Here is a 14,766-nt window from a genome sequence, read left to right as displayed (position 1 = left end):
ACGATGTCATGGTGCGCCGAAGCCGACGCCACCACATGAGTCGCGCCGAGTCAGTCGGGGTCAAGGGGTAAGAGTTGAGTCGTAGGAGTTCGGAACCGGACGAGCCGGCCGACGAGGGCACAACGCCCCGCCGGAGCCGGCGCGCCGGCCGTTCCGGTGGCTCGCACGACTTCTCCAACATGTTCGGCGAGGCGCCGAACAACGCGATCCCCGCCCACGGCGCCCTGCACGAACCTCGTTCGACCGACCGCTATGTGCGCGGCCGGACCCGTCTCACTGTTCGCGAGCTCATGGAGCAGATGAACGCGGCCGGCGAGGACGGCCCGCACGCGGGTGCACCCCACGACCGAGAGCCCGGGGATCGCGGCTCGAATGCCCCCGCCGGTGAACGCGCGAGCACACCGCCCTCGGGCGCAGGCCCACGGCAGCCGTCGGCCGACGACCAACCGACCGAGGTCCACCGTTTCGACGACCTCACGCGCTATCCGCACGAGAACGACGTCACGCTGCAGATCCCGGCGGTCGGGCCGTCGGACGCCCCGACCGATTCGGACGTCGATCTCTCCGACGACGCCACCCGAGCGCGGGTCACCGAGGAATCCCGCGGGCAGGGCAGCCGGGTACGTCCGCTGCAGCCCACCCCCGACCTGTCGGACACGATCCCGCCGCGCTCGCGGCCGCGGCGCCACCCCGGATCCTCGGCCGGCCGACGCAACCTGGGCCGCAACGTCACCACCACGGGCCGCATCCTCGTCGCGGTGGCCTGCGTCATGGCGTTGGTGGGCACCGGATTCGTGTGGGGCTACCTGCAGTCGTGGGACGGCAGCTGGAAGACGATCAACGCCGTCAACCCCGAAGACGAGAACATCCGGAACAAGGACGCCCAGTACGGCGACGAGAACTACCTGATCGTCGGAACCGACACCCGAGCGGGCCAGAACGCCCGGGTGGGCGCCGGCACCACCGACGACGCCGCCGGTGCTCGCTCGGACACGGTGATCCTGGTGAACATCCCCGCGAACCGCAGTCGCGTGGTCGCGGTGTCCTTCCCCCGCGATCTCCAGGTGGACCGGCCCGACTGCCGGCAGTGGGACAACGACACCGGCACCTATGGCGCCGCGCTACCGGCCGCCTATGACGTCAAACTCAACGGCGTCTACGCCGACGGCGGACCGGAATGCCTGGTCAGCGTCATCACACAGATGAGTGGCCTCAACATCAACCGGTTCATCGCGATGGACTTCTACGGCTTCGAGAAGGTCGTCAAGGCGTTGGGCGGCGTGCAGGTCTGCTCCCCCACGCCGCTCTACGACTACGAACTCGGCCAGGTGCTGCGCAAACCGGGGACATCGACACTCACCGGCCGACGCGCACTCAACTACGTCCGGGCGCGCAACATCGCATCAGAGGGCAACGGCGACTACGGCCGCATCAAGCGGCAGCAGCTGTTCATGTCCTCGCTGCTGCGGTCGACGCTCTCCGGAAACGTGCTGTCGAATCCCAACAAGCTCAACAGCATCGTGAACACCTTCATCGAGTACAGCTTCGTCGACGGCGTGGACACACAGTCGCTGCTGAATCTCGCCGAATCGATGCAGGGCATCGAGGCCGGCCGGGTCACCTTCCTGACGATTCCCACCTCGGGTACATCCATGGACGGACTGAACAACGAGATCCCGCGGACCGACGACATCAACGCGATCTTCAACGCGATCATCGACGACGACCCGCTGCCCGGTGAGCAGGCCAGGGAGGAGTCGTCTTCGTCGACGTCGAGCAGCTCGGAGGAGTCGAGCACGCCGAGCACCTCGACCTCGGAAGCGGCTCCCACGCAGTTGGCCGCCACCGCACAGAATCCCGGCAACGTCGGTGTCCGCGTTCTCAACGGCACCGGCCGCACCGGCGCCGCGGGTGACACCTCGGATCAGCTGGTGTCGATGGGCTTCGACGTGCGTGGTGTGGCGGACGCCTCCGAGAACCGCGAGGACACCGTCATCCGGTACGGCGGCGGCGAGCAGGATTCCGCGGCCACCCTGGCCGCCATGTTCCCCGGCGCGTCGATTCAGCTCGACCGCACCGTGAAGTCGGGCGTCGAGGTGATCCTCGGATCAGACTTCGACGGCTCGGTCGGTTCCGCGCCCGCCGTCGGCAGCACGATCTCGGTGCCGCAGCTGGCGCCCGCGTCGAACACGTCGAACCTGCCCAACGATCTCGCGGTCACCAACGCCGGCGACACGAACTGCAGCTGACCTGCGCGTTCTTCGCGAAGCGGACAAGGTGCACGCCGCGTTCACTGGGCGTTCACTGTTTCGGCGGCTAGTGGGACACGTGAGCCACGTATTGTAGTAGGCATGCGTACCGCCTACCATGAGCAGCTCGACGCGCTCAACACCATCCTCGGCGAGATGTGCGAGCTCGCCGGCACCACGATGGCCCGCTCCACGCAAGCCCTCCTGCAGGCCGATCTGGCCATCGCGGAGGAGGTCATCACCGAGAACGACAAGATGCACGACCTGTCGGCCCGCGCCGAGGAGCAGGCCTTCGCGTTGCTCGCGCTGCAGGCGCCGGTGGCCGGTGACCTCCGCGGGATCGTGAGTGGCTTCCAGATCGTCGCCGACGCCGACCGCATGGGCGCTCTCGCACTGCATGTCGCCAAGGTCGCGCGTCGCCGCCATCCGGCCAAGGCGCTCCCCGAGGAGGTCAACGGCTACTTCGCGGAGATGGGTCGCCTGGCGGTGCAGCTGGCGGAGACCGCACGTGAGGTGCTCAACACGCAGAACCCGAAGGACGCGCTTCGTCTGCAAGAGGACGACGACGCGATGGACGACCTCCACCGCCACCTGTTCACGGTCCTGATGGACCGGGATTGGGGACACGGTGTGGCCGCGGCCGTCGATGTCACTCTCCTCGGACGCTACTACGAGCGGTTCGCCGACCACGCGGTGCTCATCGGTCGGCGTGTGGTGTTCCAGGCCACCGGTCAGACCCCGGAACAGTTCCTCGAGGTCTCCTGACCGCTCTCGGACGTCGACGACACCGCCGTTCCGTTCGGGACGGCGGTGTCGTCGTCTGTGCGGACAGCCGGTGCGAGCTGAACCTCGCCGACCCATCGGATGAGAGTGCCCTCACCAAGCCGGACTTGGGATTTCGTTGCCCGACGTGCGTGGCGTTAAGGTGTCCCACATGGATCGGCACCATCGCGTGGAACCCGGCAGCGTGGAACCCGACTTCAACGCTGTCGACGACGACGAGCCGACGGCTGCCGCGCATCGACGGCAGATCCTCACCTACAGCGGGGTCACGCTGTCTCTCATCGCGCTACTGGTGCTCCTGCTCGCGAACATGTGAGAGCTGCGAAACCCCAGCACGAACCCGAGATAGTAATCGCGCCGCGGACCGGTGAACGGTCCGCGGCGCGATCTCTTCGGATTCGGAGAACCTGAGGTCGGGACTCAGCCGAAGCGACCCGAGATGTAGTCCTCGGTCTCCCGCTTGCTCGGGTTGGAGAACATGGTCTCGGTGTCGTTGATCTCGATCAGCTGGCCGGGCTGGCCGACGGCCTCGAGGTTGAAGAACGCCGTCTGGTCGCTGACACGAGCGGCCTGCTGCATGTTGTGGGTAACGATGACGATGGTGTACTCCTTCTTGAGCTCACCCATCAGGTCCTCGATCGCCAGGGTGGAGATCGGGTCGAGCGCCGAGCACGGCTCGTCCATCAACAGCACGTCCGGGGAGACGGCGATCGCCCGGGCGATGCACAGACGCTGCTGCTGACCGCCGGACAGGCCACCGCCCGGCTTGTCGAGACGGTTCTTGACCTCTTCCCACAGGTTCGCGCCGCGCAGGCTGCGTTCGCACACCTCTTCGAGCTGGGACTTGTTGCGCACCCCCTGCAACTTCAGACCGGCGACGACGTTGTCGCGGATCGACATGGTGGGGAACGGGTTCGGCCGCTGGAAGACCATACCGATGGTGGTGCGCACCGCGGTCGGGTTGATCCCCTTGGCGTAGATGTCCTCACCGTCGAGCAGCACGCTGCCGACGGCGTATGCGCCCGGCACCTCCTCGTGCATGCGGTTCAGCGTCCGCAGGACCGTGGACTTGCCGCAGCCCGACGGGCCGATGAACGCGGTGATGCTGCGCGGCGGGACGGCGAGGGTCACGTCCTTCACGGCGTGGAACTTGCTGTAATAGATGTTGAGGTCTTTGACGTCGAGGCGTTTGGCCATGATGATGCCTTTGCTGTGTGGCGGCGGTCGCGCCGTTACTTGGTCTTGGGGGCGAGGAACTTAGCGGTCATCGCGGCGATGAGGTTCAGCACCGCGATGATGATGATCAGCGTGAGCGCCGCTCCCCAGTAGTAGAAGCCCGAGGCCGGCTGGGCCGCCGACCACATGTCCTTGATGAACAGCGGCAGCGAGTTCATCCCGCCGTCGAAGGGGTTCGTCTGCACCTGCGAACTGGCCGGACCGGCGAGGATCAGCACCGGCGCGGTCTCGCCCATGATGCGCGCGATGGCCAGGAAGATGCCGGACAGCATGCCCGACATCGCCGTCGGCAGCACGACTTTCACGATGGTCCGCCACTTGGAGATACCGAGCGCGTACGACGCCTCACGGAGTTCGTCGGGCACCAGTTTCAGCATCTCTTCGGTGGATCGGACGACGATCGGGATCATCAGCAGGATCAGCGCGAGACTGACCATGAACGCACTCTGACCCATCGAGAGCCCGATCACGAAGACCGTGAAGATGAACAATGTGGCCACGATGGACGGCACACCGGCCAGGATGTCGACCATGAAGCTCACCGGCTTCACCAGTGGACTGGTCGGGTATTCGACCAGCATGATGCCGGTCATGACCGCGATCGGCACCGAGATCACGGTGGCGATCAGCGCCTGGATCAGGGTGCCGATGATGGCCTGCGAGATACCGGCCCCGAACTGGGTGGTGGTGTCGACGCCGTAGGCGTTGCCGAACCACCAGTTCGGATCGGTGAGCGCCGGGGCACCCTCGGAGATGACCGTCCACAGCAGCCACACCAGCGGGATGACACCGAGCACGAAGCACAGCGCGAAGGTCACGCGGGCGGCCTCGTTGCGGAACTTTCGGCTGGCCGACACCTCACGGAACGCGGTGGGTGAGGATTTGACCGGCCCACCCGATGTCGTATCGACGGTCACGGTCATCCGTTCACCTTTCCACCGGCGATCACACGGGCGATCGCGTTGACGACGAATGTGAGGACGAAGAGGACCAGGCCGGCGGCGATGTACGCCCCTGCCGAGGCCTCACTGCCGACGAATTCGCCGACGTCTCGGGCGATCTTCGAGGCGAAGGTGTCGCCGCCCTCGAACAGCGACCACTTCAACTGGCCGACGGCGGCACTCAGGATGATCATCAGGGCGATCGTCTCGCCGAGCGCGCGACCGAGGGCGAGCATCGAGGCCGCGATCATGCCGGAGCGGCTGTACGGGAAGGCGGTCATCCGGATGACCTCCCACTTGGTCGCGCCGAGCGCCTGAGCGGCCTCCTTGTGACCACTCGGCGTCTGGCGCAGGACCTCGCGGGTGATGGAGGTGATGATCGGCAGCATCATGATGGCCAGGACGATGCCGGCGGTGAAGATGGTGCCGCCACCGGTGATCGATGTCTTGCCGCTGGAGAACAGGAAGAACCACCCGAAGGTGTCGTTCAGCCAGACCGCGAAGGGGGAGATCACCGGGGCGAGGACGTAGATGCCCCACAGACCGAAGATGATCGACGGCACGGCCGCGAGCAGATCGATGACCGCGGCCAGCGGCCGAGAAATGCTCGAGGGGGCGTATTCGACGAGGAACACCGCGATGCCGATCGCCACCGGCGTCGCCAGGAACAGGGCGAAGAACGATGTCAGGATCGTCGCCCGGAACAGTTCCCAGACGCCGAAGGAGGCGGTTCCGTCCGCGAAGGCCTGACCACTGGTGTTCCAGTCCGACGAGAACAGGAAGTTCGCGTTGTTCTCGGTGATGGCCGGGATCGCGTCGATCAGCAACGAGACCCCGATGCCGGCGATCAGGATGATGACCAGCAGGCCGGTGCCCTGCGCCAGGTACGAGAAAACGCGGTCACCCATCTGCCCGCGACTGCTCTGCAGCCCCGGGTGCAATTGTTCCTCTAGCTCGCGGTCATCCGGTGTGCGGTTCGGATCTTGCTCGGGTGTCGGGGTCGGCGCCGAGCCGGACGAGTGTTTACCCGCCCGGCTCCGGCCGACACCGGTGGTGTCATCCACGGACATGATGTGTGATCGCTATTCTCTCGGTCGAGTTCGAGCCGCAGTTACTGAATGGCTTCGATCGAGCCCTGCAGCTTGGTCTGGAACTCCTGCGGCAGCGGGATGTAGCCCGCGTTCTGCAGATCCTGGCCCTGATTCTGCGGTGCCGACGCCACGTTCAGGAAGGTCTTGATGCCCTGGGCGGTGGCGTCATCCGCGTAGTCCGAGCACACCAGGGTATAGGTTGCCATGACGATCGGGTACGAGCCGGCCTGGGTCGGCTTGTAGAACGACTGGGTGTCGATCACCATGTTGTGGTTCTCGTCACCGTTGGCCAGGGTGGCCGAATCGATCGTCTGGCCGCCGGTCTCGGCGTTCAGCTCGACGCCCTCCGGGTCCTGCTCGGTGATGATCTTGGCCATCGACAGGTCGTTGGACGTTGCGTATGCCCACTCGACGTAGGCGATGCTGCCGGCCGTGGGGCCGACCGCCGAGCCGACGCCCGGGTTGCCCTGCTTGCCCTCGCCGACACCGCCGTTGAAGGTCTTGCCGTCGCCCTTGTCCCAGCCGCCGGCGGCGGTCAGGTACTTCTGGAAGTTGTCGGTGGTACCCGACTCCTCGGCGCGGTAGATGACGCTGATCGGCAGATCCGGCAGTTCGACGCCCTCGTTCTCGGCGGCGATGGCCGGGTCGTTCCAGTTGGTGATCTCGCCGCCGAAGATGGCCGAGATGGTCTGGGCCGACAGCGCGAGGTCGTCGACACCTTCGACGTTGTAGGCGACGGCGATCGGACCGAAGACGAGTGGCAGGTTCCAGGCCTCGGAGCTGCAGCGCTGCTGGGCGGCGGCGGCATCCTCGCCCTCGAGCGCCGAGTCAGAGCCGCCGAAGTCGGTCAGGTTCTGGGTGAAGTCCGACACGCCCTGGCCGGAACCGCCACCGCCGTAAGCGAGTTCGAATCCGGGACAGGTCTGGGCGAACGAGGTGGAGAAGATCGTCATCGCATTGGCCTGGGAGGTGGCGCCACTGGCCTGCAGGTTCTGCTTGCCCTCGCACTGGATGTCGGCCACTGCGGACGCAGGCGCAGCGGTGTTGTCTCCCCTCTCCGAGTTGTCACTGCACGCACTCAGCACGAGCGCGGACGTGGCCAACAAGGAGCCCACTGCAACACCGGGACGACTCAATTTCACAGGATTCCTCCAGCATCAGATCATGGCGCGCCACAACGGTGACCACGCCCGGTCGCTCAGACACTAAGATTCGCTGGTGGACACTCCGCACCCCGAGGGTTAACGGAAGATGAATACCCACCCCCGTACCTTGGGGAATGTGATACGTCCCTCACGAGTGCGGCCATTCTGTGCAGCAATGTGAAGCCGAGATCCGCGACGATTCATCGGAATCTGCGCCGACCCGACATTCGTCACCCGTCCATCGGCTACGGGCGGTGGACGAATGGTGAACTCGGGGTGAACCGTTTCACGGTCCGGTCGCGGGGTGTTGCTACCCTGTGCATCGATCATCATGGGCATCCCGTTCGCTCGGCGACTCTCCGTTTCGGGCCTTTCCGCTTCACGCGATCCGGCCGCGGGCGTCCCGATGACCTCCCTCGATCTCCAGCACAGCCGACGTCGGTCGGCGTCGGTGTTCGGTCCGATGGCGGTTCCATCACGTGACGTAGCAGTCGACCGTCTTCATGCCATGGCCGCGGCCGGGCCGGCGTTCCGTCTCGGGCTGCGCCCGTCGGCCCGGGAAAAGCGTTGGCACACGGTCGAGACCGACCAAGCCGTGTCGGTCGCGGAAGTGGCACCCCTTTCGCTCACGGCGGACCCGCTGGATCTCCTCCGTACGGTGCGCGGCATGCCCGAGACCGGACTTCGGGTGGTACTCGCGGGCGAGTGGGTTGCCATCGAATTCAGCCACGGACTCGGCGACGTGGCGTTCTCGCAAGCCGTGGTCGACGTCATGCTCGGTGGGGTCGCACTCACGGATCCGCATTGGGCGCCCTACCGTCGGGGCCGGCACCCGTTGGCCGCCGCGGCCGCCCGCACCTTCGGCGGCGATCCACGACGGCTGGTCGAGCTCGCACGCCTTCACCACTCGGGCCGGACCACAGCCGACACCGGGCCGCAGGCCCCCACCTGCGCGGTGTCCCGGAGCACGCCGAGCGCCCGGACGATCCGCATCGACGATCACCAGATCGCCGAACTGCGTGCTGCCCGCGACCGCCACCTCCCCGGGGTGAGCATGTTCGCCATCGTCACCTGTGCGCTGCTGCGGTCGCTGTCCCAGGCCGGAATCGACACCCGGCGCGACGTCACGATCCCCTTCGACGTACGGCCCTATCTCCCCCGGCGAATGGACACACTGGCCTCGTTCTCGGCAGGTCTCACGTTTCCCCTGAACACCAGTACTTCTGCACCGGAAGTGAAGGACATGATCGCCGCCGCGTACCGCAGCGGCCGGCCGGTCGCGAACCTGGTCGTCGGCAGCACGAAGCTGAGGATCGCCGGATCCTCGCTCGACGCCGACAGCGCATGGCGGGTCGCCGCGAATCCGGCCGCGGTCCGCGCCGAGTTGCTGCACTCCTACGTGGGACGGATACCGCAGACGCAGTTCTCCCCGTTCACCGACCCGGACCTCGCGTTCAACTACACGGTCAGCGATCCGGTGTCGCCGGCGGGGATCACCGTGACGTCCTCGACCGTGGGCGACCATGCGCTGTGCCTGTCGGCGGCGTTCCACGCCGACGTCATCGACGGCGATCGGGTCTCCGACGCCCTGACGGCAGTGGTCGGCCACGCCTTGGCGGTCATCTCCGAGTAGCGGTGAGGAGACCCACAAAACGCGCTGAGAATTAGGCAAGGTTATCCTAAGCGCCTAGGGTCGCAATCAACCGATCACCGGCAACTCGCCTCAATGCGACATGCGCCAGGTGTGCGGCGACGACACGGAGGGCACCTTGACCAACGCATCGGAGCGCGTACGCGCTGCCGCAGCCGTCGACACGACATCGACCGGCGACATGAGCGAGTTCGAAAACGACCTCGACACCCGCACCGGCACCGCCGACACCGCTGCGCCCGCCGAAGGCGCCACACCGCGTGTGACGGTGGTGATCCCGACCCGGAACGAGGCTCTCAACCTGCCGTACGTCGCCGAACGGATGCCGCCGGTGGACGAGATCGTGGTCGTCGACGGATCGTCCGTCGACAACACGATCGACGTGGCGCGTCGACTCTGGCCGGAGGCGGTCATCGTCCAGCAGACCCGCGGCGGCAAGGGCAACGCCCTCGCATGTGGATTCGCGGCCGCGACCGGCGACATCATCGTGATGATCGACGCGGACGGATCGACGGACCCCGCCGAGATCCCGATGTTCGTCAACGCGCTCGTCGAGGGGGCCGACCTCGCGAAGGGCAGCCGCTTCTCGCTCGGCGGCGGTAGCGACGACATCACCGTGCTCCGACGGCTCGGCAACAAGGCGCTCAACGGGCTGGTGAATCGTCTGTTCGACACCGACTTCGCGGACCTCTGCTACGGCTACAACGCGTTCTGGCGCCGACATCGCCCGGTCATCGACCTGCCCGATGTCGATGCCACCGAGGCCCAGTGGGGCGACGGGTTCGAGGTCGAGACCGTGATCAACGTGCGCATGGCGCGCGCCGGGGTGGTGATCCGCGAGGTCGGGAGCCACGAGAGTCGACGTATCCACGGCCGCAGCAACCTGAATGCCTTCAGCGACGGTTTGCGCGTCCTGCGCACGATCGACCGTGAGCGTCGTTCACGTCGTGCCGGTCAGCGCAGCAGCAGACGACAGGGCGCCACGGCAGTCACCGATCAGGCGCGTTCGGCACGCTGATGACCACCACGGACATCCGGTGCCAGGTCGCCATCGTCGGCGCCGGCCCCGCCGGCCTCACGCTCGCGCACATGCTGCACCTGCAGGGCATTGACACCGTCGTCGTCGAGCGACAATCCGAAGCCCATGTTCGGGCGCGTGTTCGTGCCGGGGTCGTCGAGCAGACCACAGTCGACCTACTCACCGAGATCGGCCTCGCGGATCGCCTTCATCGGGAGGCGCTGGTACACAACGGTTTCTATGTCCGATTCGATCGCCGGACACATCACCTCGACTTCCATCGGCATCTCGACCGGCACGCGTACGTCTACGGCCAGACCGAGCTCGTGGCCGACCTGATAGACGCACGGCGATCTACGGGCCGCCCACTGTACTTCGAGGCGACCGATGTCGCCGTCCACGAGATCGACACCGACCATCCCCGGGTGGAGTTCACCGAAGCAGGGGTACGCCGCCGGGTGCGCGCCGATTTCGTGGCCGGATGCGACGGTTTCCACGGGGTCTGCCGCCAGGTCGTGGATCCCTCGCGTTTCCGGGTGATGGATCGGACGTATCCGTTTGCGTGGCTGGGCATTCTGGCACACACCACGCCCGTCACGGACGAGGGTATGTACTGCGCCCACCCGGACGGACTGTCGGTGCACAGCATGCGTGGCGCGCACCTGACACGCCAGTATCTGCAGGTGCCCGCGGACACCGATCTCGCCGCGTGGACCGACGATCGGATCTGGGCAGAACTGCGACGACGCAGCGCCGCAGACGATCACCCTGAGCTCGAGACCGGCGAGATCATCGAACGTTCGCTGGCACCGTTACGTAGCGTGGTCACCGACCCGATGCAGCAGGGCTCGCTGTTCCTGCTCGGCGACGCCGCGCACATCGTGCCACCCACCGGGGCGAAGGGACTCAACCTGGCGATCTCCGACGCGTGCGTGCTCTCGCACGCACTCGGCACCTTCTATGCGCACGCCGACCGCACCGGTCTCGAGACGTACTCGTCGACCGCGCTTCCGAGAGTGTGGCAGGCACAAGCTTTTTCGTGGAACCTGACGACGACGCTGCACCGTCTCGGCGACGACGACTTCGATTGGGAGATCCGGCGTGCACGGCTGCAACGGTGGACGACGTCGGCCGACGAGGAGCGCGCGCTCGGTAAGGTCTACCTCGGTCTGCCGTTCCCGACCCCGTGGCAGCCCGCGGCGGTACCGGCGTGACCGACCATCAGAACACCGCAGCCGACGGTCGTCCCACCCCTCCAATTGCCCACCAAGCTAGGCGAGGCTACCCTTACCTGAGGCTGCCGGCCGCTCCGACACATCCACGTGTCGCAACGGCGGCGGCCACGCTCAGTGATCGGAGAAAGCTGTGATCGACATGCACGTGACCCGTCGGCATCTGCCGCAGGGGAAACAGATTCGTCTGTCTCGGATCTTCGGCTCCCCGAGCCGTCGTGCTCTCGTCGTGCCGCTCGATCACTCGGTCACCGTGGGTCCGCTCGGCGCCGCCGGCCATGCCGACCAGACGGCCGCGATTCTGCATCGTGCCGGCGCGGATGCCGTCATCGTGCACAAGGGGCGCGCGCGGACCATCGCACCGACCCGATTCGGATCGATGGGGCTGATCGTGCACCTGTCGGCGGGCACCAATCTCGCGGTCGACCAGACCCGCAAGGTGCTGGTCGGCTCGGTCGAGGAATGCCTTGCGCTGGGCGCCGATGCGGTGAGCGTGCACGTGAACGTCGGTGCGCCGACGGAGGCCGAACAGCTGGTCGATCTCGGCATCGTGGCCGCCGAATGTGATCGGCTCGGCGTTCCACTGCTCGCCATGATGTATGCGCGCGGAGGGGTGGCCGACGCCGGCAACACCTCGGTTGCGACGCTGGCGCATCTGGGTGCGATCGCCACCGACCTCGGCGCGGACATCGTGAAGCTGGACTACGCCGGATCCTCCGATCGGATGGACGAGGTCGTCGACAGCTGCCCCATACCGATCCTGGTTGCCGGCGGACCGACGACGACGTCCGACGACGCCGCGATCATCTTCGGCCTCCAGGTCGCCGAATCCCGCGTCGCCGGACTCAGTTTCGGCCGTCTCATCTTCGGCGCCGACGACCCCGAGCGGGTCGCCACGACCCTTGCCGACGGTCTCCATTCCGAACCAACGCCCAACCGTCCGCTGGCCGCGACCCTCGAACTCGCCTGAGACTCGAACTCGCCTGAGATCACCCAGCCCGTCCCGACACCAGAAAGACCATCGTGAACTCCTCCACCGATATCGTCACCGACGACATCACCCCGCTCGCCGCAGTCCCCGATGCGGTGCCGAACTCGGCCGCTCAGGAGCAGCGTGCGCACTTCGCCTGGATCGATATCCGCGGCGCCGCAGACGTCGAGCGGGATGCGCTCGTCCAAGCCGCGATCCATCACCGCATCGACGGCATCGTCGCCGATGACGCCGAACTGTTGCGCGACCTTCCGCCGACGGTGCGCCGGGTACTCACCACCACTGGACATTCCGTCGATGCCGATGTGGCGGCGTCGGTCGACATCGTTCTGGCCGATCACTCGGGTGACGACACGAATCGGATCGTCGACGCCGGACCGTCCGCAGAGGCCGGCGTGCACGTGGTGGTTTCCGACGCCGACACCCTGCGCCACGCATGCGAGACCGTGCGCCGGGCGCCCTGGACCCTGCTCACCTTCACCGACCCCACCAAGATCCCGCTGGAGATCGTCATCGCGGCGGCGGAGAACTCGGGCGGGCGCACCGTCACCATCGTCAACGACATCGAGGACGCCGGCATCGTGAAGCTGGTCCTCGAGCACGGGTCGGACGGCCTGCTGCTGCGTCCCCGCAACGCCGACGACGTCGGGACCCTCGCCGAGGTCATCCGCCCGAGCGCCGATCGGATCGAACTCACCGAGCTGACCGTCACCAAGGTCGAGCACATCGGCATGGGCGAGCGTGCGTGCATCGACACGTGTTCGCTGTTGGAGAAGGACGAGGGCTGCCTCATCGGATCGTTCTCCACCGGGATGTTCCTGTCCTGCAGCGAGACCCACCCACTGCCGTACATGCCGACCCGCCCGTTCCGCTGGAACGCCGGTGCCGTGCACTCGTATGTCCTGGTGCCCGACAACCGAACCCGCTATGTCAGCGAACTGCAGGCCGGGCAACCGATCCTGGCCATCCGCAGCACCGGTGAGGTGCGCGAGGTTCGCATCGGCCGGGTCAAGATCGAACGGCGACCCCTCATCTCGGTCACCGCCACCACCACCGACGGCAGAGTCGTCAACGTGATCGCCCAGGACGACTGGCACGTCCGCCTGCTCGGCCCCGGCGGCTCGGTCAACAATGTCACCGACCTGAAGCCGGGCGACACCCTCCTGGGTTACGCGCCTCCGGAGTCCCGCCACGTCGGCCTGCCCATCACGGAATTCTGCGACGAGAGGTAGCCGACGTGAGCATCTCCGCCCTCGTGCCCGACCTCGGAACCCCGTCCGATGGCGTTGCCCCACAGGTTCTCTGGTACATCAACCCGACCGACGGTGACGTGCCGTGGGAGCCGGAGCGCCGGGCGGAGCCGACGTTCGAGGCCATCCGGCATCAGGCACGCACGCTCGACCGTCTGGGCTACTACGGGGCGCTCACCACCGCACGTGAGGCCATCTCCCTCGTCGGGGACACCGAGCACCTCCGGTTCCTCATCCCTGAGTATCCGGGCGTGAAACCGCCTGTCCTGCTGGCCGAGGAAGCCCAGGTCTTCGACCAGTACTCGGGCGGACGGCTGATCTACAACCAGGTCAACGGAGCCGACCCGGTCCTGCACCGGTACGGCCGATTCGGCTCCAAGGCGGAACGTTACCGGGTGTCGGCGGAGTTCTGGCGGCAGGTGAAGCGTCTCTACCTCGATGACGCCGAGCCCTACGACGGCGAGTTCTTCTCCTACGGACCGCGATACAAGCCACCGATCCCCGGGCCGCGGCAGCCCGACGGCATCGAGGTCTGGGGCACCGGGGCATCGCCGGAGGGTATCGCGCACGCCGCCGAGGTTCTCGACGTGTATCTGTCCTTCATGTCCGAACCGGCCAAGCTCACCGGACTGTTCGACCGAGTCCGCGCGGCGGCGGCCGACCGCGGCCGCACACTTCGGTTCGGTGTGCTGGCCAGCGTCATCGTGCGGGAGACCGACGACGAGGCGTGGGAGCGGTTCGAGTGGCAGCTGCGGCAGACCCGACCGGAGACCGTGCTCGCCACCGCGGACCGCAATCTGCGCAGTTTCGGCTATCCCGGTCTGGACGAGCTCCGTAGCGACAACGCACAGGTCCAGGCGCGGATCGATGCCCTGCGGGCCGGTCGTCTGCCCGGGCGGGCGGACCTGGAGTTCGCGCCCAACATGGCCGCCGGCCTGACCACGTGGACGGCGGCCGAGCCGCCGTTCGACATCGCGGGCAAGGGAACCGGGACGTACTTCGTCGGCAGTGCGGAGAACGTCGCCGCCGCGATGTCGTCGGTGGCCCATCAGGCCGGTATCGACATCTGGATCCTGTCCGGCTGGCCGCTGGCAGCCGAGGCGGAGATGGTCGCGGACCTGCTTCTTCCGCTCCTGAAGTCCGCCGCCCTGCCGGGAGTGCGGTCTCAGTAACGCGGTC

At 66.8% G+C, this 14,766-nt stretch carries 13 protein-coding genes; 9 read left to right on the top strand and 4 right to left on the bottom strand.

The window, feature by feature from the left end; translation table 11 throughout:
* Positions 1-74 precede the first annotated feature (74 nt).
* The 3 genes from V1Y59_RS10505 (at position 75) to V1Y59_RS10495 (ending at position 3,348) form a co-directional block, all read left to right on the top strand.
* The gene (locus tag V1Y59_RS10505) at positions 75-2,249 is read left to right on the top strand and encodes an LCP family protein (RefSeq protein WP_330504893.1); all 2,175 of its coding nucleotides are present in this window, start codon (positions 75-77) and stop codon (positions 2,247-2,249) included.
* 102 nt (positions 2,250-2,351) lie between these two features.
* The gene (phoU, locus tag V1Y59_RS10500) at positions 2,352-3,014 is read left to right on the top strand and encodes a phosphate signaling complex protein PhoU (RefSeq protein ID WP_330504892.1); all 663 of its coding nucleotides are present in this window, start codon (positions 2,352-2,354) and stop codon (positions 3,012-3,014) included.
* 169 nt (positions 3,015-3,183) lie between these two features.
* A complete protein-coding gene (locus V1Y59_RS10495; RefSeq protein ID WP_330504891.1) occupies positions 3,184-3,348 on the top strand; it encodes a hypothetical protein in 165 nt (54 codons plus the stop codon).
* Positions 3,349-3,452: 104 nt separating this feature from the next.
* On the opposite strand, the gene pstB is transcribed toward V1Y59_RS10495, so the two are convergent.
* Genes pstB through pstS form a run of 4 tightly spaced genes read right to left on the bottom strand, consistent with a single transcriptional unit; the run spans position 3,453 to position 7,442 of the window.
* Positions 3,453-4,229, bottom strand: a complete 777-nt coding sequence (pstB, locus tag V1Y59_RS10490) for a phosphate ABC transporter ATP-binding protein PstB (protein WP_330504890.1) — start codon at positions 4,227-4,229, stop codon at positions 3,453-3,455.
* A gap of 35 nt (positions 4,230-4,264) precedes the next feature.
* Complete coding sequence (gene pstA, locus V1Y59_RS10485) at positions 4,265-5,191, bottom strand: phosphate ABC transporter permease PstA (protein WP_330504889.1); 927 nt, start codon at positions 5,189-5,191, stop codon at positions 4,265-4,267.
* The gene (gene pstC, locus V1Y59_RS10480; protein WP_330504888.1) at positions 5,188-6,279 is read right to left on the bottom strand and encodes a phosphate ABC transporter permease subunit PstC; all 1,092 of its coding nucleotides are present in this window, start codon (positions 6,277-6,279) and stop codon (positions 5,188-5,190) included. Before pstC ends, pstA begins: the two co-directional genes overlap by 4 nt.
* Positions 6,280-6,320: 41 nt before the next feature.
* On the bottom strand, positions 6,321-7,442 hold the full coding sequence (gene pstS, locus V1Y59_RS10475; protein WP_330504887.1) for a phosphate ABC transporter substrate-binding protein PstS: 1,122 nt from the start codon (positions 7,440-7,442) through the stop codon (positions 6,321-6,323).
* A gap of 670 nt (positions 7,443-8,112) precedes the next feature.
* On the opposite strand from pstS, the gene V1Y59_RS10470 reads away from it, so the two are divergent.
* The 6 genes from V1Y59_RS10470 (at position 8,113) to V1Y59_RS10445 (ending at position 14,759) form a co-directional block, all read left to right on the top strand.
* Complete coding sequence (locus tag V1Y59_RS10470; protein ID WP_330504886.1) at positions 8,113-9,078, top strand: hypothetical protein; 966 nt, start codon at positions 8,113-8,115, stop codon at positions 9,076-9,078.
* A 199-nt stretch (positions 9,079-9,277) separates the two neighbouring features.
* Positions 9,278-10,114, top strand: a complete 837-nt coding sequence (locus V1Y59_RS10465; RefSeq protein WP_330504959.1) for a glycosyltransferase family 2 protein — start codon at positions 9,278-9,280, stop codon at positions 10,112-10,114.
* Entirely contained in the window at positions 10,114-11,328 is a 1,215-nt protein-coding gene (locus tag V1Y59_RS10460; protein ID WP_330504885.1) for a 4-hydroxybenzoate 3-monooxygenase, read from the top strand. Before V1Y59_RS10465 ends, V1Y59_RS10460 begins: the two co-directional genes overlap by 1 nt.
* Positions 11,329-11,488: 160 nt before the next feature.
* Positions 11,489-12,316, top strand: coding sequence for a 2-amino-3,7-dideoxy-D-threo-hept-6-ulosonate synthase (locus tag V1Y59_RS10455; RefSeq protein ID WP_330504958.1), 828 nt, complete (start codon positions 11,489-11,491; stop codon positions 12,314-12,316).
* Between the two features lie 53 nt (positions 12,317-12,369).
* Positions 12,370-13,569 (top strand): 3-dehydroquinate synthase II family protein, encoded by a 1,200-nt coding sequence (locus V1Y59_RS10450; RefSeq protein WP_330504884.1) that lies wholly within the window; start codon positions 12,370-12,372, stop codon positions 13,567-13,569.
* Positions 13,570-13,580: 11 nt separating this feature from the next.
* A complete protein-coding gene (locus V1Y59_RS10445; protein ID WP_330504957.1) occupies positions 13,581-14,759 on the top strand; it encodes an LLM class flavin-dependent oxidoreductase in 1,179 nt (392 codons plus the stop codon).
* Positions 14,760-14,766: the final 7 nt, after the last annotated feature.

It is taken from the genome of Gordonia prachuapensis, from assembly GCF_036350515.1.
Lineage (GTDB): Bacteria > Actinomycetota > Actinomycetes > Mycobacteriales > Mycobacteriaceae > Gordonia > Gordonia prachuapensis.
Note: the sequence above shows the minus strand (reverse complement) of the source record. Positions and strands in the feature narration are given on the sequence as shown.

Excerpts from the sequence above, each read along its gene's own strand:
- pstC (WP_330504888.1), bottom strand. The coding sequence starts at position 6,279 with ATGTCCGTGGATGACACCACCGGTGTCGGCCGGAGCCGGGCGGGTAAA.
- V1Y59_RS10455 (WP_330504958.1), top strand. The coding sequence starts at position 11,489 with ATGCACGTGACCCGTCGGCATCTGCCGCAGGGGAAACAGATTCGTCTG.
- V1Y59_RS10495 (WP_330504891.1), top strand. The coding sequence starts at position 3,184 with ATGGATCGGCACCATCGCGTGGAACCCGGCAGCGTGGAACCCGACTTC.
- phoU (WP_330504892.1), top strand. The coding sequence starts at position 2,352 with ATGCGTACCGCCTACCATGAGCAGCTCGACGCGCTCAACACCATCCTC.
- V1Y59_RS10460 (WP_330504885.1), top strand. The coding sequence starts at position 10,114 with ATGACCACCACGGACATCCGGTGCCAGGTCGCCATCGTCGGCGCCGGC.
- V1Y59_RS10470 (WP_330504886.1), top strand. The coding sequence starts at position 8,113 with ATGCCCGAGACCGGACTTCGGGTGGTACTCGCGGGCGAGTGGGTTGCC.
- pstB (WP_330504890.1), bottom strand. The coding sequence starts at position 4,229 with ATGGCCAAACGCCTCGACGTCAAAGACCTCAACATCTATTACAGCAAG.
- V1Y59_RS10465 (WP_330504959.1), top strand. The coding sequence starts at position 9,278 with ATGAGCGAGTTCGAAAACGACCTCGACACCCGCACCGGCACCGCCGAC.
- pstA (WP_330504889.1), bottom strand. The coding sequence starts at position 5,191 with ATGACCGTGACCGTCGATACGACATCGGGTGGGCCGGTCAAATCCTCA.